The sequence below is a fragment of the Sphingomonas sp. MMS24-J45 genome, from assembly GCF_044881195.1.
Lineage (GTDB): Bacteria > Pseudomonadota > Alphaproteobacteria > Sphingomonadales > Sphingomonadaceae > Sphingomonas.
In genome coordinates this window covers 2,048,808-2,063,254 of record NZ_CP173255.1, presented here as the reverse complement: position 1 = coordinate 2,063,254, position 14,447 = coordinate 2,048,808, and the positions used below count along the sequence as shown (strand labels likewise).

Here is a 14,447-nt window from a genome sequence, read left to right as displayed (position 1 = left end):
TCATTCTAACGGCGGCTTAGCAGTGCGCCAGCCACCGCCAAGCGCACGAAATAATGCCACTTGTGCTTGGGCGACGGCAAGATCGGACTGCGCGACCGCAATTGATGTCTGCGCTACCGTGCGATCAGCGTCGAGGCGCAATAACGGCGCGGCATCGCCTACGCGAACGCGCGCGGCGGCGCGATGCGCCGTCAGCCGAGCTTCCGAGTTTGCGGCGGTCAGCGTGCGGTTGCGGCGCTGTTCGGCATCGTAAGTGGCGAGCGCGCTCTCGACCTCACGGAGCGCACGTAGCACGGCAACGTCCCAGCTCGCCAAAGCTGCTCGTTCGCCCGCACGCGCCTGCGCCAATCGAGCACGCGCGGGTGCTTGATTGGGAAAGGCCCAACTAACGAGTGGTGATCCCGTCGCGACCAGTCGACCTGTCAGCAATCCGATCGCGCCGCCCAGGTTGATGCGCGGATACAGGTCGGCGCGCGCCACGCCAATGCGGGCGGCGGCAGCAGCGAGGCGACGCTCTGCCTCGCGGAGATCGGGGCGCCGAAGCAACAGCGCAGCGCCATCGCTGACCGGTGCGGCGGTGCGCAACTTCGGCAGCGTCTGGCAGGTGAAGGAATCGACCCGCGCTTCTGCCGGTGGCCGCCCCGCCAGCGTCGCAAGGCGGTAACGCGCATTGGTCTGTGCGGCCTCCAGCGGCGCCTTGAGCGCGGTGGTCGAGGCCAGCAGGCTCGTCGCCTGCGATACTTCGAGCGGCGAAACCTCTCCCGCTTTCAGTTGATCCCGCAGCACGGCGACTGCGCCTTGCTGGACCTTGACCTGCTCAGCCACCGCGCGCAGCGCCTGCGTCGCTCCACACAACTCGACATAGGCCAGCACCGTGTCCGCCACCACGGCGACGCGGACGCCGTCCAACGCCGCTTCCTGCGCCGCCGCATCGGCGCGCGCCGCGAGCGCCGCAGACCGCAGGCGCCCGAACAGATCGGCATCCCAACTCGCGGTCAACGCCAGATCATAATCGGTCGTCGGAACGTTTGATGACGCGCTCGGCTGGCCCGCGCTGCTGTCGACCGTCAGACCGCTTTCCACCGTCGTCTGCGGCAGCCGCGTCGCCCGCGCCTGACGCAGTGTCGCCCGTGCGCCCTCGAGATTCGCATACGCCACCCGCAAGTCAGCATTGGCGGCCAGGCTTGCCAGCACCAGGCGGTCGAGCATCGGATCGTCATACAGCCGCCACCAGTCATCGGGCACTGGCGCGATCGAAACGCTCGGCAGGTCGGCAAAGCCGCCCGTTGCGCTCGGCGGCGCAATCGTTGATGGCAGCGACGGCGCGGTCATGCAGCCCGAAGCGAGCAGCACGATCAGGGGAGCAAGGCACTTCATGCCGTCACCGCCAACGGCTCTGAGGTCGGCGCGGGGCGCTCCTTGCCGAAGCGCGCGTAAAGCGCGGGCATCAGGAACAGGTTGAGCGCGGTCGATGAGACGAGTCCGCCGAGGATGACGATCGCCATCGGATGCTCAATTTCGTGCCCTGGCGCATTACCCGCAACGACCAGCGGCAGCAACGCGAGCCCGGCGCATAGCGCCGTCATCAGGATCGGCACCAGCCGTTCCGCCGCACCCCGGATGATCAATTGCGGCCCGAATGCCTCGCCCTCGCACCGACGGAGGTGGTCGTAATGCGACAACAGCATGATGCCGTTGCGCGCCGCGATGCCGATAACGGTGACAAAGCCGACGAGCGACCCTAGCGACAACACGCCCCCGGTCAGCGCCACGCCCACGACGCCTCCCACCAGCGCGAACGGCAGGCTGACGCCGACCAGTGCGGTGATCCGCGTCGAGCGGAATTCCAGCCACACCAGCAGCAAAATGCCGACCAGACAAGCGAGGCCGATCGTCCACAGCCGCTGCCGCGATTCCTGGAGCGCTGCATATTCGCCCAGCGCTTGCGGATGGTATCCGGTCGCAAACGGCACCTGCGCCACCGCCGCGTCGACCGCGCGCGCTACCGAGCCGAGATCGGCGCCCTTCACATTGAGCGTCACGTCAATGCGGCGCTGGCTGTTCTCGCGCTTGATCTCATTGGGCGCGGGCACAACCAGCACATCGGCCACGTCGCGCAGCCGGACCGGCGCACCGGCGGGCGTTTGGATCATCATGTCCGCAAGCGCATGTTGGTCCCCACGAACTGCCGGCTCGCCCCACAAGCCGACATCGAACGCCTTTTGGTCGCGGTAGATTTCGCCAAGCTTCTGCCCCGCCACCAGCGTCTGCGCCTGCCGTCGCACTTCGCCCGGCGACAGCCCGAAGGTGACGAGATCGGCGGAGCGCGGACGGATCTGGATTTGCGGGACCAACACCTGCTGCTCGACCTTGAGATCGGCCACGCCCGCAATGCCGGCCACCCGCCCGCGCACACGCTCGGCCGCGGCGCGAAGTTCGTCCTGATCGGGTCCGAAGATGCGCACCACGATCGTCGCACCTGCGCCCGAAAGTACTTCCTTGATGCGTTCTCGCAAGTACGTCAGCACATCGCGGTAGAGGCCGGGATAGCCATCGATCGCCGCCTTGATCTTCGCAACGCTTGCATCGTAATCGACCTTGTCGTCGAGGCTGATCCAGAATTCGGTGAAGTTCGGCCCGACCACTTCGTCGGCGGCCTCCGCGCGGCCGATATGCGCGCCGAAATTGCGGACACCGGGGATCGCGCGCAACTCCTTCGAGGCGCGGATACTGATGCGGTCCATCGCTTCGATCGACGTGCCGGGCTTTTCGACGAAATGCATCAGGAAATCGGTTTCGCGGAAATCGGGGAGGAACTGATCCTTGAAGCTCGCATAGCCGATGCCGGAGAGCAGCAACCCGCCCGCGACGACACCGATGGCAACACTCGGCCGGGCGATCAGTCGGGGCAGAGTGCTGGCGTAACGCTCCTTCAACCAGCCGACCAAGCGGGTGTCGCTCTCCGCCTTGATCGGCGCATTGGGCAGCAGGACGAGGCACATGACCGGGGTAACGACCAGCGCCACGAGCAGCGACGCCGCGATCGCCAGCACATAGGCAATCGCCAGAGGCTGGAAAAACGTGCCCGCAACCCCGCCAAGGAAGAAGATCGGCAGGAAAACCAGCATCACGATCAGCGACGCGAACACCACCGCCGTCCGCACCTCAAGCGAGGCCGCCAGCACGACATCGAACGCCGATCGCGGAATGCCCGCCGCGCGGTTGAGGCGCAGGCGTCGCGCGATGTTCTCGACATCGATGATCGCATCGTCGACCACTTCACCGAGCGCAATCACGAGCCCGGCGATCACCATCGTGTTGATCGTGGCCCCACTCCACAGCAGCACGAGCCCTGCGCCGAGCAACGACAACGGGATCGCGACCAGACTGATCACCGCCTGACGCCAGTCGCGGGTGAACACAAACAGCACGACCGCCACCAGCAGACAGCCGATCATCAGGGCACGCGACAGATTGTCGATCGACCGCTCAATGAAGGTCGCGGGGCGAAAGATCGTGGTGTCCACCTTCACGTCTTTCAGGCCCGGCCGCAGCTCGGTAACCGCCGCCTCGACATCGCGGGTCAGTTGCAGCGTGTTCCCCGTCGGCTGCTTCTCGACGATCAGCATCAGGCCGGGGCCGTCATCAATGATCGCATTGCCGATCGGCGCGGCATACCCTTCGACCACCCGCGCGACATCGCCGATCCGCACAGGTGCGTCGCCCGCGATCTTGATGACCGTGCGCGACAGGTCATCGGCGGTTTGGATGGCACCTGCCTGCTGCACCGCAAGCCGCTGGTTCGGCGTATCGACAAAGCCGCCGCCGCCGACGAGCACCGCATCGCCGGCGGCCAGCCGCAATTCGTTGAGCGTGACCCCGGCCGCATTCAGCCGGTCTGGATCGGCGAGCACTTGCAATTGCCGGTCGCGATAGCCCCAGACGGCAACGTTCGCGACGCCAGACACCGCCATCAACCGAGGCCGGATCGTCCAGCGCACCAACTCGGACAGTTGCATCTGGTCGAGCTTCTTGGAGGACACGCCGATCTTCATTGCCCGGCTGGTGGATGACAGCGGCGGCAGCATCACGGGCGGTCGCGCGGCACTCGGCAAGCGGCTCTGCACTTGCGTCACGCGTTCCTGCACCAGCTGTCGCGCGCGGATCACATCGGTGCCGCGATTGAACAGGATCGTCACTGATGAAAGGCCCAGCACCGACTTCGATCGCAGCGTCGCGAGATCGGGCACGCCATTGACGGCGGTCTCGATCGGCACGGTGATGAGGCTCTCGACCTCCTCGGTCGATAGGCCCGGCGCTTCGGTCTGAATCTCGACCTTGGGCGGCGCGAATTCGGGAAAGACATCGAGCGGCACATCTCTCGAGGCGCGAACCCCCAGCACCACCAATAACGCCGCGCATGCAAGCACCAGCACCCGCTGGGTCAGGGCGGCGCGAACCAGCCACGCCAGCATCAGTGGGCCACACCGAACTCGGTGCCGAACAGCTCCGCCGCACCCGCCGTCACGACTTCCGCGCCGGGCGTGAGGCCGCGCGCGAGGATTACCCGATCATCTTTCGTGGAGGCGACTTCGATCCGCTGGCGCAGGAAAATGTCGGGGGAAGTCTTCGCATAAACCCATTCCCCACCATAAATGTCGCGTACGATCGCCGAGGTCGGCAACGACAGGCCCTGCGTTCTGCCGCCCGCGATCGGCAGCGTCACGCCAACCCGCTGGCCAACGCGGTAGGCCCGATCGCGATTGTTTAGCTCGAAATACAGATCGACCGTCCCGGCCACGGCATTGGCCGAAGGCGGCGCCTGAACCGGACGGGCAGCGCGGGTAGCGCCGTTGCGGCCTAGCGGCCGGACCATTGCCGCATGCCCGCGTTCAATCGCGCCGACATCACTGCCGAACACGGGCACGCGGACCCATACAATCGATTGACTGGCGAGCAATCGGATCGGTGGTCCGAGTAGACGTCGTTGCGCACTGGCCGCATCGGCAGCTGCCTTGGCGGTAGCAAGCTGGGCGGCGGCCTCATCGCGCGCGCGGACGCTCCCGGCTTCCTCGCGGACCAGCGCGGCAGCACGATCCAGCGCAATCCGCGCGAGGCGAAGCTGCGCCCGCGATCGTGCGACCTCGCCATCCGCGGCCACTTGCTGAGTACCGAGCTGCTGTAAGTTGCTCACCGAATTGATCGGCACGCCACCGACGCCTCCGGGCACGACGATCTCGCCGCTCGTATCGCGCGTCAGGCCGAAGCCACCCACGCCGACCCGTATCGTTGCAATGCCGAGCCGTGCCTGCGCCTGTGGTGTCAAGGTTAGTCGAAGCAGGTCGCTTTTATGCGCGACGGCCTCGGCCTTAGCGGGTGCGGGAGGCGAAGCGACCGGCTTGCTGCCACAGGCGGCCAGCAAGCATAGCGGAACGAGTATCAGGATCGATCGCGACGTGATCATGATCGCCGCCTAACCGTCAGCGATTGGGGCGAGCTTGGCGCGACTATACCATATCCCAATGTTCGACATTCGACCTGATCGGCTGCATTCCCCGGCGGTCCGGATCACATTCGATCAGCCGACGTTCGCTAAAGGGAAGCGAAGTGAGTCGGTCGGTTTAGCGCTGGCATCAGGCTGGGTTACACCACACTCACCGTAAACGCCCGCCGCACCAGCGATGCCAACGCGTCCCCGTTCTGGTATCGCGCTGGCATCGCAGATTGCAGGATCTTTGGCTTTTAACCGCGATTTTCGTCATTCTCTGAACGCGTTTCTGCCCTTTTCTGCATATAATCGCGCATTCGTAATGCGGGGGTCACAGGTTCGAGTCCTGTAAGCGGCACCAGTCCTTCAACAGGCAATCTCAGAGACATACGGCGGAAGTGCCTTTCGGTAGGACACTCGTTTGGGTCCTGCTTGGGGCGCTTTGGGTGGGAAAATCGGCTCGACCTACGCAATACCCTTTTGAGGCTTGGTCAGGCCGATCTCCGTAAGCACGGAGGTTCAAAGCTATTCATGCTGCCCTCCTCTGTTAAGGCTGGAACGGATGAAAGCGGCCTACGCGCATACCATTGCGAATGGCTATTCGCACGTCGCGAACAGCGCTCTCATGGCCGCAGTCGAAGCTGGCGCTGCCAAGCTCAATATCCGCGCTGCCTAAACCCCTAGCCCCTTCCCGCGACAAACGGGTGGGGGCAAACTTTTCATTTATTTTTTTCGAAAGCTTACATCGCATGACTTATTACATCAGCAAGGACGGCTCCGTGTATGATCATCTCCTCAAACTGAAAGAAAGCTTGGGGCCTAAGGCCAACAGGCGCGAGCGGATGGTCGTAATGATTGGCGCTTGCATCGACCAAGGCTTTAACGAACGCCAGCTTATCTTGAAAGGGCTTCGCGTCGCAGGTCTAAGCCGAGAACACGTTATTGGCGTACTCGACGGGTACACCGGCACTGTACCGGGGTTGCACCTTTGGTGGCGCGACGAGGACAGAAAGTACCACCTGCTAGACCCATAACCATGCCGCATGCCCCGGTCGCATTCGCCCAGTGCGATCGGGCATGCATCTCCCCTCAGCGCTTCCGCCCGAACCCCCGCGCTTTACTCGCACGGGATCGTTCCGCCGACGAATTCGGCGCCGTCATCGGGTAGTCCGCTGGCAGCCTCCACTTTGCCCGGTATTGCTCTGGGGTAAGCGCGTGCGACGTTCCGAGATGCCGCTTCAGCGCCCTTTGGACCGCACCGCATTCGAGGCACGAGATGCTATTGGGCTTGACCGATGATCGTACGGAGACGGCTGGGACGGGAACCTCGACGGTGTCGGCGACGGTGGGCGCTTGCAGCTTGCCCAGCGCATGGTAAACCGACGTCATTAGCGTTGCTATGTCGTTGTTTGAAATGCGGTTATTTCGACCGTTGCGGCAACGATTGCTGCGGTGAGTTCAAGCAGCGCTTTATCGGGCAAACAAGAGCGATAAGGCACCAACCGAAAACTCGCTACCCGCTCGCAATGCCACGGAGTCGCAAGGCCGGAAAGCCATAAAATAAGCCGCCACCCATGAGCGGAGACTGCGCGAAATGGTGGAAAACAACTCCGCCGGTCCCGGGAGCCGAGGCACAGTCGCGACTGTTGTTCATGAATGTCTTTACGGCAGTTACACTACTCAATTGGCTATCCCGCGAACTGGGCACCAGCTTTCGAAGTTCCAGGTCGATCCATTGCGAAATGCCTGCCAGCGAACGGTAGCCTCCGTGCGTGGTAACCCCAGGGCCCCTCGGGGCTTCCGTTAGGCATTAAGGGTACTGACTTTTGCTCATGGTGAAAACGGGTTGCGCTGTACGATTGCGCATTTATGCTGTTGCGGTACTGCATCCAGGGCGAGGCCTACGAGTCCCGCATCGGCGAAAGAATACTAGGCAAAACGGTGATTCCTTACCCAAATGATTTGGTCTCACTTAGAAAGACATGTCTGAATTGATTCGACGCAATTCTATCGGCGATCCTTATTGTCTTAATTTCTATTACATCAACCTTGAGGTAGAATGAAAAGTCTTTGTATAAATTGGTTGTTACTCCAGCAAGTGGGTCCCTATAACGATACGAAGATGGCATTCAGTAAAGGACTTAACATCGTCTGCGGGCCGAACGGGATAGGCAAAACTACAATTCTTGAAGCCATAATATCGCCTTTTGGCGGTATATTTGAAGCAGTCAAACTAAAAAAGAACGCGTCATTTATTGGCGGCGACGGTCGCATTGTATTGAATATTGAAGCCGAAGGAAATAATCGCGAGAGCGAGGCAGGTATTACTTCTAGTGATCCGTCAAACGATGAGAAAATAGCTTTTTTTTCAGATTATAGTTCAAGTATTATTAATATACGGACACGTCGGGAAATTACATATGCAAAATCTACATCTATAAACTCTGATCCGACGCTAAGTGATTTTGCTATAGGATCCAGAAACATTGTTGGTACCGATTCGACGGAAATAAAGGGTTGGCTTGCAAATCGCTATCTGTTCTCTGCCGCAGGTGAACAAGGATGGACGGATTCTGATAAGGCGAATTACGCATTGGCCGTGAATCTCTTTTCTATTCTAGATCACACGGTCAAACTACATAATGTCAATCATAAATCATTCGATGTGTTGGTAGAAACGCCTGATGGTATCATTCCTTTTGAATGGTTGTCATCTGGCTTTCGTTCGACATACGCCTTACTTTTTGGCGTCATAAAAGAGATTGAGTTTCGCCAGTTGAACATCTCCGCGAGCGCGTTCACTGGGGTAATTCTCATTGATGAAATCGACTTGCATCTTCATCCAGATTGGCAGCGAAAAATTGCACGTGTCTTAAAAGAAACGTTTCCATTAGCACAGATCATCGCTACAACACACAGTCCTCATGTGATACAATCAGTAGACGTTTCCGAAGTAATCGCGCTCTGGCGAAGCGAACCCGGCCGGATAGGTGTTCGTACTTTGCCAGATAGCCCTTACGGCTTTTCTGGATGGACCGTTGAAGAAGTGCTTACCGACGTGATGGGTATGCAGCAGGTTGAAACACAGGTATACTCAGACGCTGTTAAGGCCTTCGACGATGCTGTTGAATCCGAAGATGGTCGCCTGGTGCGGGAAAGTTTGTTTCGCTTGCACCTGATGCTGCATCCTACGAGTTTCAAGAGAACGCTTTTTGACCTGAGAGCAGCTCCTTTTATTGGTGCCAATCTTGATTAAGCTCAATCGTGGTGATCCGCCAAAGTCTTTTACTGAGGCCTTTGTCGCAACGCTCACGGAAGAATACATGTCTACAGGAAAGAGTGTTTGGAATCGGAATTCTATAAAAAAGCCTTTGCTTGCTTACAGTAATAATAAATGCGCGTATTGCGAACAGAATATATCTAGTACTTCCAATTACATGGAGGTTGAACATTTTTTACCTAAAAAACCACACTCTAATCTAGTATTGTCCTGGACAAATTTACTTCCCGCGTGTAAGCGTTGCAATACCAGTAAGGGAAGGTATGATCCCATTGCTGACGGAATGATTATTAATCCCGCAGACACGTATCCACAGAAGCATTTATACTTTAGCAATCTTACTTTGCGCTATAGAGATGACATTGGGGAGCGGACCATTCGGACCTGCAATCTCAATAGCACCGATCGCCTTTTTCTTGTTAGGTCGGAACTTCATGCCGCAATGCATCATTCTCTTGAGCGAACTAGGTCCGATATGAAGACGTATCTTGCAGGCGATACGAGTTTCGAAAAGGAGCAGCAGATAGTTCGGTCAATGGACAGCATACTAAAAAGCGCGGGCCACGAGCGACCATACGCAGCCTTTTTAGCGACCAGTTTGCTTTCCGATCCCACATATTTGTGGCTCAGAGGTGAGTTAGAGAAATGCGGTCTATGGAATAATCTTGATCATCTAGAACAATCAGCGAAATCTGTTGAGCTAGCGCTGTGACCTATTCGAAGGTCGTGCGAGCTGTACCGCCGGATAGAGCGACGCGTGCAGTCCGATGCTTCTCGCGGTCGGTATAGCCAATGCTATCACACGGTCGAAGTTGGGAATGTAAGTCATGTTTGTAGGACCCCCTCCAGCGGATGCCGCGAGACCCCTTTTTTGCACGCTACTGCCATTGACGGATTTAGCTGCTATGAATGGCCTTATCACTTGTTCCTTTTTTGTTCCGCAATGACAACATGGCACAGCACCTCATCGATCCGCCCTATGACCTTCACCACCTGGCTCGCGAAGGCTTGATGCACAGCCCCGGTTGGGCGCGGGTCGGTCTCACGTTCGGGGACGAGCGATTGCGCGAAGAGGCCATAAACGAACTCGCGGCCAGCATCGTGCAGCGTATTTCCAACCCGCCCGTAGAGGCTGATGCCAACCAACTTCGGCTCGCTCTTTAAGTGCCGTGGGCGCTGCACGTGACGGGTATAGCGCAGGTCGCATTTCGCAGTTTCGTCCTACCAAAGTGCTTTCGTTAGGAAGCGCCCAATCCCCGCTTTCACGCGAGTTTGGGTATCGCGTGGGTCAGCATGATAGTCGCGTTAAAATTCGCCTAAAATCGGTGGAAAACCAACCTTTTTGGTACGGCTGTCACAGGCCTTCGTAATGCGGGGGTCACAGGTTCGAGTCCTGTAAGCGGCACCAGACCAAACCCAGAACAAGCGTAGAAAACCGCAGAAATCTGCGGTATAATGGCTCGCTGCTGGTCCGACGGTTTCTCATTATGTTCCGCCGTGGCCCACCAAAAGTGGACCACGAAACGGTGGACCACGAGCAACGCAGGAGGCTGTGGTCCACTATGCTTACGACCGTTCAGATTCGCTCGCTGAAACCATCTTCGCGGCCCTTTAAGGTTCCCGACGCCGACGGGCTGTTTCTTATCGTTCAGCCCTCCGGAGCCCTGCTTTGGCGGTTTCGCTACAAAGTGTTGGGCCACGAGAGAAAGTTGTCGCTGGGCAGTTTTCCAGAGATGACTCTCGCTCAAGCGCGCAAGAAGCGCGACGAGGCACGCGCCCAACTCGTCGACGGCATCGACCCGGTAGAGGAGAGGCGTCAGAGGCGCATCGCAGCGGAACTTGCCGCGCGAACCACCTTCGGCCTTGTCGCCGAAGAATACATACAGAAGATGGAGCGGGAGGGACGATCCTTGGCGACCATCAAGAAAGCGCGATGGTTCCTCGAACTACTCGATGGGATTGCAAAGCGACCTATCGCCTCCGTAACGTCGCACGAGCTTCTCGACGTTTTGAAGCGCGTCGAGCGCCGCGGGCACCACGAGACAGCGCTTCGGCTCCGGTCATTTGCAGGTCGCGTGTTTCGCTACGGGTTCGCTACGTTACGAACCGAGCGTAACCCGGCGGACATCTTGCGCGGTGCCCTTACCGTCCCCCGCGTCAAACATCATGCGGCCATCGTCGAACCAAAAAAGGTTGGCGAACTGCTTCGGGCGATCGAAGGCTATCAAGGCAGACCGGAAACTCTTCTTGCGCTCAGGATCGCCCCACACGTGTTCCTCCGACCGGGCGAACTGAGACAAGCAAAATGGAGCGAGATCGATTTCGCGGAGAAAGTGTGGCGTGTGCCCGCCGAGCGTATGAAGATGAAACAACCCCACACCGTTCCGCTTTCTCGACAGGTGCTGTACTTACTTCATGAGCTCCGGTCGCTGGCGCGCGAGAGCGAATTCCTTTTCCCGGCGCTTCACACAACCAAGCGGCCTCTTTCGGATAACACATTGAACGTCGCGCTGCGTCGCCTCGGGTTCGAGCACCAAGAAATGACCAGTCACGGGTTCCGCGCGATGGCCAGCACGCTCCTTAACGAGTCGGGGCTGTGGCATCCCGACGCCATCGAGCGCTCTTTAGCCCATGGTGAAAGAGACAAAGTTCGTGCTGCCTACCATCGCGGCGCCCACTGGGCAGAGCGAGTTCGCATGGCGCAATGGTGGTCGGATTATCTCGACCAGCTTCGCGTCGGCGGTGAGGTTGTTAGAGGAAGGTTCCGTAAACGCGCGTGATAAAAGTGACGGCGTATGAGCGGCATGACAACCTGGAAGCGTGGGTAATTCAACACGCAATCGCGGGGTGTTGCCCTTGCTCGGAAAGTTTGAAAGCGGGCGCGGTCGGCGATGGCGACCACCGTTGATGCAGCGTTTGCCGTCGATCCCCGCCCAGACATGCGCCATGTGGCGCAAATATCCGAACACTTCGCCGCACGAGGCGATCATGGGCGCGCAGTAAGCGAGCTTTTGCCCTCGGTATCGACCGAGCGGCAGCATGAACATAAGACGCCGGATCTAAGTCCTGCGATGCTGGGTGACCCCGTCGTGAATACTCGGCATACCGCGCCACGTATCGTCGGAATAGCCAGAGTGGCCGGGTCGGCGGCTAGGCTAACCTCGTCTCGGGCTACCCGGTCAACTGTGCAACAGTATCCAGAATGCGCCGGGGCTCGACTGGCTTGAAAAGAACGGGAATCTTATTTCCGGCGGCTTGTGCAATTCTGTCCGGGTGCGTGTCGCCGGTTATCAGCAGCACTGGCACCGTCCGCGCGTACAGCTGATCGAGCGCAATTGCTGCCTCAAGGCCATGACGTCCGTGGCGAAGGCGGAAATCACAGATGAACAAGTCGGGTCGGTCTGTTTCGGCGCTCTCGAGCGCTGCTTCAATCGTATCGACCGCACTGACGCTATATCCGGCCTGCCGTAGCAACGCGCCAAGTCCCTGCAGGATCGCTGGATCGTCATCGAGCAACAGGATATGAGCCGCGGTCCCGATGTCGCCAGCGGGTGGCTTCGGATAAGGCGCTATCGCCGTTCCGTTGCCGTTCGTAGGTAATGGCATGTCTGCAGGCGTTTGCTCAATGAGCGGCAGATCGAAGCGGAATACGCTCCCTCGGCCGGGGCGCGAAGCCAGCGTTACTTCGCTCTCGATGATCCGCGCGAGGCGGCGCACGATCGCGAGTCCAAGGCCCAACCCCTTCCGTCGGTCTCGTTCCGGGTTACCGATCTGCCTGAAATCCTCGAAAATAAGCTGATGCTGCTCGGATTCGATGCCGATGCCCGTATCCCACACCTCGACGACCAGCCGGGCACCGCGCCGTCGCGTTCCCAGCAAGATGCCGCCAGACTCGGTGTAGCGCAGAGCGTTTGACACAAGATTTAGCAGGATCAGCCGCACCAAGGCCGGATCGCTCGCAACCAGCGCACCGCTCTCGTGCAGTCGGAACGATAGGCGCTTTTCGTCAGCCTGAAGGCCCAGTTCGCTCTCGACCTCGTTGAGGAGATCATCGATCGCGAACACGCGGCTTTGCGCAGCGATGACGCCAGCCTCCGCGCGGGAAAAATCAAGCAGCGCATCAAGCATTTCCGAAGATGCATTAAGGGCGCTGGTCGCATTGCTCAGCATTTCCCGCTGCGGCGGCTTCAGCCGACTGTCGGCGAGCAGTGCCATGAACAGACCCGCAGCATGAATTGGCTGGCGCAAATCGTGGCTTGCGGAGGCAAGGAAGGTCGATTTGGCGGCGTTGGCGGCTTCGGCTTCGCGTCGTGCAGATTCCACTTTCTCGACCTGCGCCGCCAGATTTCGCGCCAGTGCAGCGTTGGCAAAGCCTAGCGAAATGTAGCGATGATAGTCGGCACCGCTGACCCGCGTGTTCATGTAGGTGCCGATGCAGTAGAATATGCATAGCACCGGGGTCATGTAAAAATAGGGATTGTCGGGCAGCAGATCTCGCAGATGGAAGAACGTCGCGACGTTCACTGCGATGAACGTCGCGATGTAGGCGGCATGAACCTGCGGCATCGCGCCGTAGGTCGTCACCCCACCGCTCAGCACACCACCCAGCGCCATGAGGATGAAGGTGAACTCGGCCGGAGTCGCGTGCTCTCCCGTGATCCAGATGAGACTGGCCCAGCCCGCAGCATGGAGGGATTGCGTGAAACATAGCCACTGCACCATGCGATGCGGGTTATCCGCCACTCGAACAGGATCGTAAAAGAGATTTACCTCAACCTGCTCGCTCAGCTTGAGGATGCCTTGGGCGGTCAGCCACCACCAAACTGATTGACCGTGGTTGCGCAATATCGCCGCGACAAACATCGATAGCGCTAAGGTCAGCCACGCCGAACGGCCCAGCAACCGGTAAACCACACGAACCTGTTCGGTCAGGATCCGGTCGGGGGGTACCTCGTCCAAACCTTCGAATTGCGCGGAATATTCGACTTCAAAATCGGACTTCGTCAAACCGGAATGGCCTGTTCCGCGAAGAGCGCCGCCTGCGTGCGATTGCCAGCCCCGGTGATACGCATGATCTGCTGTACATGCCCTCGGACCGTGTACTCGGACAGACCCATCAAACGCGCAATTGTCTTGTTGGGGTATCCCATGCGCACATGCTGCAGCACTTCCATCTGTCGGGGAGTCAATGCGAACGGCTGACCGTTCGCTGGTTTCGGGGCAAAATCCAGTCGGCTGCGCAGCAGATCGACAAGCGCGTGCGGAGGTTGTGCCTTGGACACGATCAGCGCGCTGCCGTCTTCGCGAATGGCATCCAGAGCAGCGCCGTTCCGCTCCGACGTGACGATGACGATCGAGGCGGCGGGCCAGCGCATGCGGACCATGTCGAACGCTTGCTTGCCGCTCACGCCGTCGAGATTGAGGTCGAGCAATACAACGTCGGGTTGCAGTTCCGCTGTATCGAGCGCCGCGCCAATTCCTGCGTGAGACCGCACCGTAACCATTGGGAAACTCTGATTGATGATCAGCTCAATCCCGGCCCGAAACAATTCATGATCATCGATGATGAGCAGGGTTCGCCGCTTCATGCTCGGCATTGCCCAGCAAGGAGCGCGGTATCGAACGAAACGGCACAGTTGAATGATAGGCCAAATGCGCTGCTGCGTTGGCGAGAGCGCC

The 14,447-nt window shown here is 59.3% G+C and carries 11 protein-coding genes and 1 tRNA gene; 6 read left to right on the top strand and 6 right to left on the bottom strand.

Annotated features, from left to right (window positions below; translation table 11 throughout):
- The 3 genes from AB5I39_RS10255 to AB5I39_RS10245 are packed head-to-tail and all read right to left on the bottom strand — an operon-like array spanning window position 1 to window position 5,275.
- Window positions 1–1,377 carry an efflux transporter outer membrane subunit gene (locus AB5I39_RS10255; protein ID WP_404366122.1) on the bottom strand — a complete coding sequence of 459 codons (1,377 nt, stop codon included), beginning with the start codon at window positions 1,375–1,377 and terminating at the stop codon, window positions 1–3.
- Window positions 1,374–4,475, bottom strand: a complete 3,102-nt coding sequence (locus AB5I39_RS10250) for an efflux RND transporter permease subunit (protein WP_404366119.1) — start codon at window positions 4,473–4,475, stop codon at window positions 1,374–1,376. Before AB5I39_RS10250 ends, AB5I39_RS10255 begins: the two co-directional genes overlap by 4 nt.
- A complete protein-coding gene (locus AB5I39_RS10245; RefSeq protein ID WP_404366117.1) occupies window positions 4,475–5,275 on the bottom strand; it encodes an efflux RND transporter periplasmic adaptor subunit in 801 nt (266 codons plus the stop codon). Before AB5I39_RS10245 ends, AB5I39_RS10250 begins: the two co-directional genes overlap by 1 nt.
- Window positions 5,276–5,779: 504 nt before the next feature.
- Here AB5I39_RS10245 and AB5I39_RS10240 point away from each other — a divergent pair.
- Both AB5I39_RS10240 and AB5I39_RS10235 read left to right on the top strand, forming a co-directional pair.
- A tRNA-Ser gene (locus tag AB5I39_RS10240) sits at window positions 5,780–5,849 on the top strand.
- 232 nt (window positions 5,850–6,081) lie between these two features.
- Window positions 6,082–6,522, top strand: a complete 441-nt coding sequence (locus tag AB5I39_RS10235) for a hypothetical protein (RefSeq protein ID WP_404366114.1) — start codon at window positions 6,082–6,084, stop codon at window positions 6,520–6,522.
- 55 nt (window positions 6,523–6,577) lie between these two features.
- Here AB5I39_RS10235 and AB5I39_RS10230 read toward each other — a convergent pair whose 3' ends face one another.
- Complete coding sequence (locus tag AB5I39_RS10230; protein WP_404366111.1) at window positions 6,578–6,877, bottom strand: MucR family transcriptional regulator; 300 nt, start codon at window positions 6,875–6,877, stop codon at window positions 6,578–6,580.
- Window positions 6,878–7,547: 670 nt separating this feature from the next.
- Between AB5I39_RS10230 and AB5I39_RS10225 the strand changes: the two genes are divergently transcribed.
- From AB5I39_RS10225 to AB5I39_RS10210, 4 genes are all read left to right on the top strand, one after another.
- Complete coding sequence (locus tag AB5I39_RS10225; protein ID WP_404366108.1) at window positions 7,548–8,744, top strand: AAA family ATPase; 1,197 nt, start codon at window positions 7,548–7,550, stop codon at window positions 8,742–8,744.
- 67 nt (window positions 8,745–8,811) lie between these two features.
- Entirely contained in the window at window positions 8,812–9,480 is a 669-nt protein-coding gene (locus tag AB5I39_RS10220; RefSeq protein ID WP_404374108.1) for an HNH endonuclease, read from the top strand.
- 239 nt (window positions 9,481–9,719) lie between these two features.
- On the top strand, window positions 9,720–9,932 hold the full coding sequence (locus AB5I39_RS10215; protein WP_404366105.1) for a DUF6771 family protein: 213 nt from the start codon (window positions 9,720–9,722) through the stop codon (window positions 9,930–9,932).
- 398 nt (window positions 9,933–10,330) lie between these two features.
- A complete protein-coding gene (locus tag AB5I39_RS10210) occupies window positions 10,331–11,548 on the top strand; it encodes a tyrosine-type recombinase/integrase (RefSeq protein WP_404366102.1) in 1,218 nt (405 codons plus the stop codon).
- 391 nt (window positions 11,549–11,939) lie between these two features.
- Here AB5I39_RS10210 and AB5I39_RS10205 read toward each other — a convergent pair whose 3' ends face one another.
- Window positions 11,940–13,775 carry a hybrid sensor histidine kinase/response regulator gene (locus AB5I39_RS10205; RefSeq protein WP_404366100.1) on the bottom strand — a complete coding sequence of 612 codons (1,836 nt, stop codon included), beginning with the start codon at window positions 13,773–13,775 and terminating at the stop codon, window positions 11,940–11,942.
- Complete coding sequence (locus AB5I39_RS10200) at window positions 13,772–14,365, bottom strand: response regulator transcription factor (RefSeq protein ID WP_404366097.1); 594 nt, start codon at window positions 14,363–14,365, stop codon at window positions 13,772–13,774. The genes AB5I39_RS10205 and AB5I39_RS10200 overlap by 4 nt, the downstream gene beginning before the upstream one ends.
- Window positions 14,366–14,447 lie beyond the last annotated feature (82 nt).

Bases quoted from the DNA above. Each gene is read 5' to 3' on its own strand.
- AB5I39_RS10255 (WP_404366122.1), bottom strand. From the start codon at position 1,377: ATGAAGTGCCTTGCTCCCCTGATCGTGCTGCTCGCTTCGGGCTGCATG.
- AB5I39_RS10250 (WP_404366119.1), bottom strand. From the start codon at position 4,475: ATGCTGGCGTGGCTGGTTCGCGCCGCCCTGACCCAGCGGGTGCTGGTG.
- AB5I39_RS10235 (WP_404366114.1), top strand. From the start codon at position 6,082: ATGGCTATTCGCACGTCGCGAACAGCGCTCTCATGGCCGCAGTCGAAG.
- AB5I39_RS10230 (WP_404366111.1), bottom strand. From the start codon at position 6,877: ATGACGTCGGTTTACCATGCGCTGGGCAAGCTGCAAGCGCCCACCGTC.
- AB5I39_RS10225 (WP_404366108.1), top strand. From the start codon at position 7,548: ATGAAAAGTCTTTGTATAAATTGGTTGTTACTCCAGCAAGTGGGTCCC.
- AB5I39_RS10220 (WP_404374108.1), top strand. From the start codon at position 8,812: ATGTCTACAGGAAAGAGTGTTTGGAATCGGAATTCTATAAAAAAGCCT.
- AB5I39_RS10215 (WP_404366105.1), top strand. From the start codon at position 9,720: ATGGCACAGCACCTCATCGATCCGCCCTATGACCTTCACCACCTGGCT.
- AB5I39_RS10210 (WP_404366102.1), top strand. From the start codon at position 10,331: ATGCTTACGACCGTTCAGATTCGCTCGCTGAAACCATCTTCGCGGCCC.
- AB5I39_RS10200 (WP_404366097.1), bottom strand. From the start codon at position 14,365: ATGCCGAGCATGAAGCGGCGAACCCTGCTCATCATCGATGATCATGAA.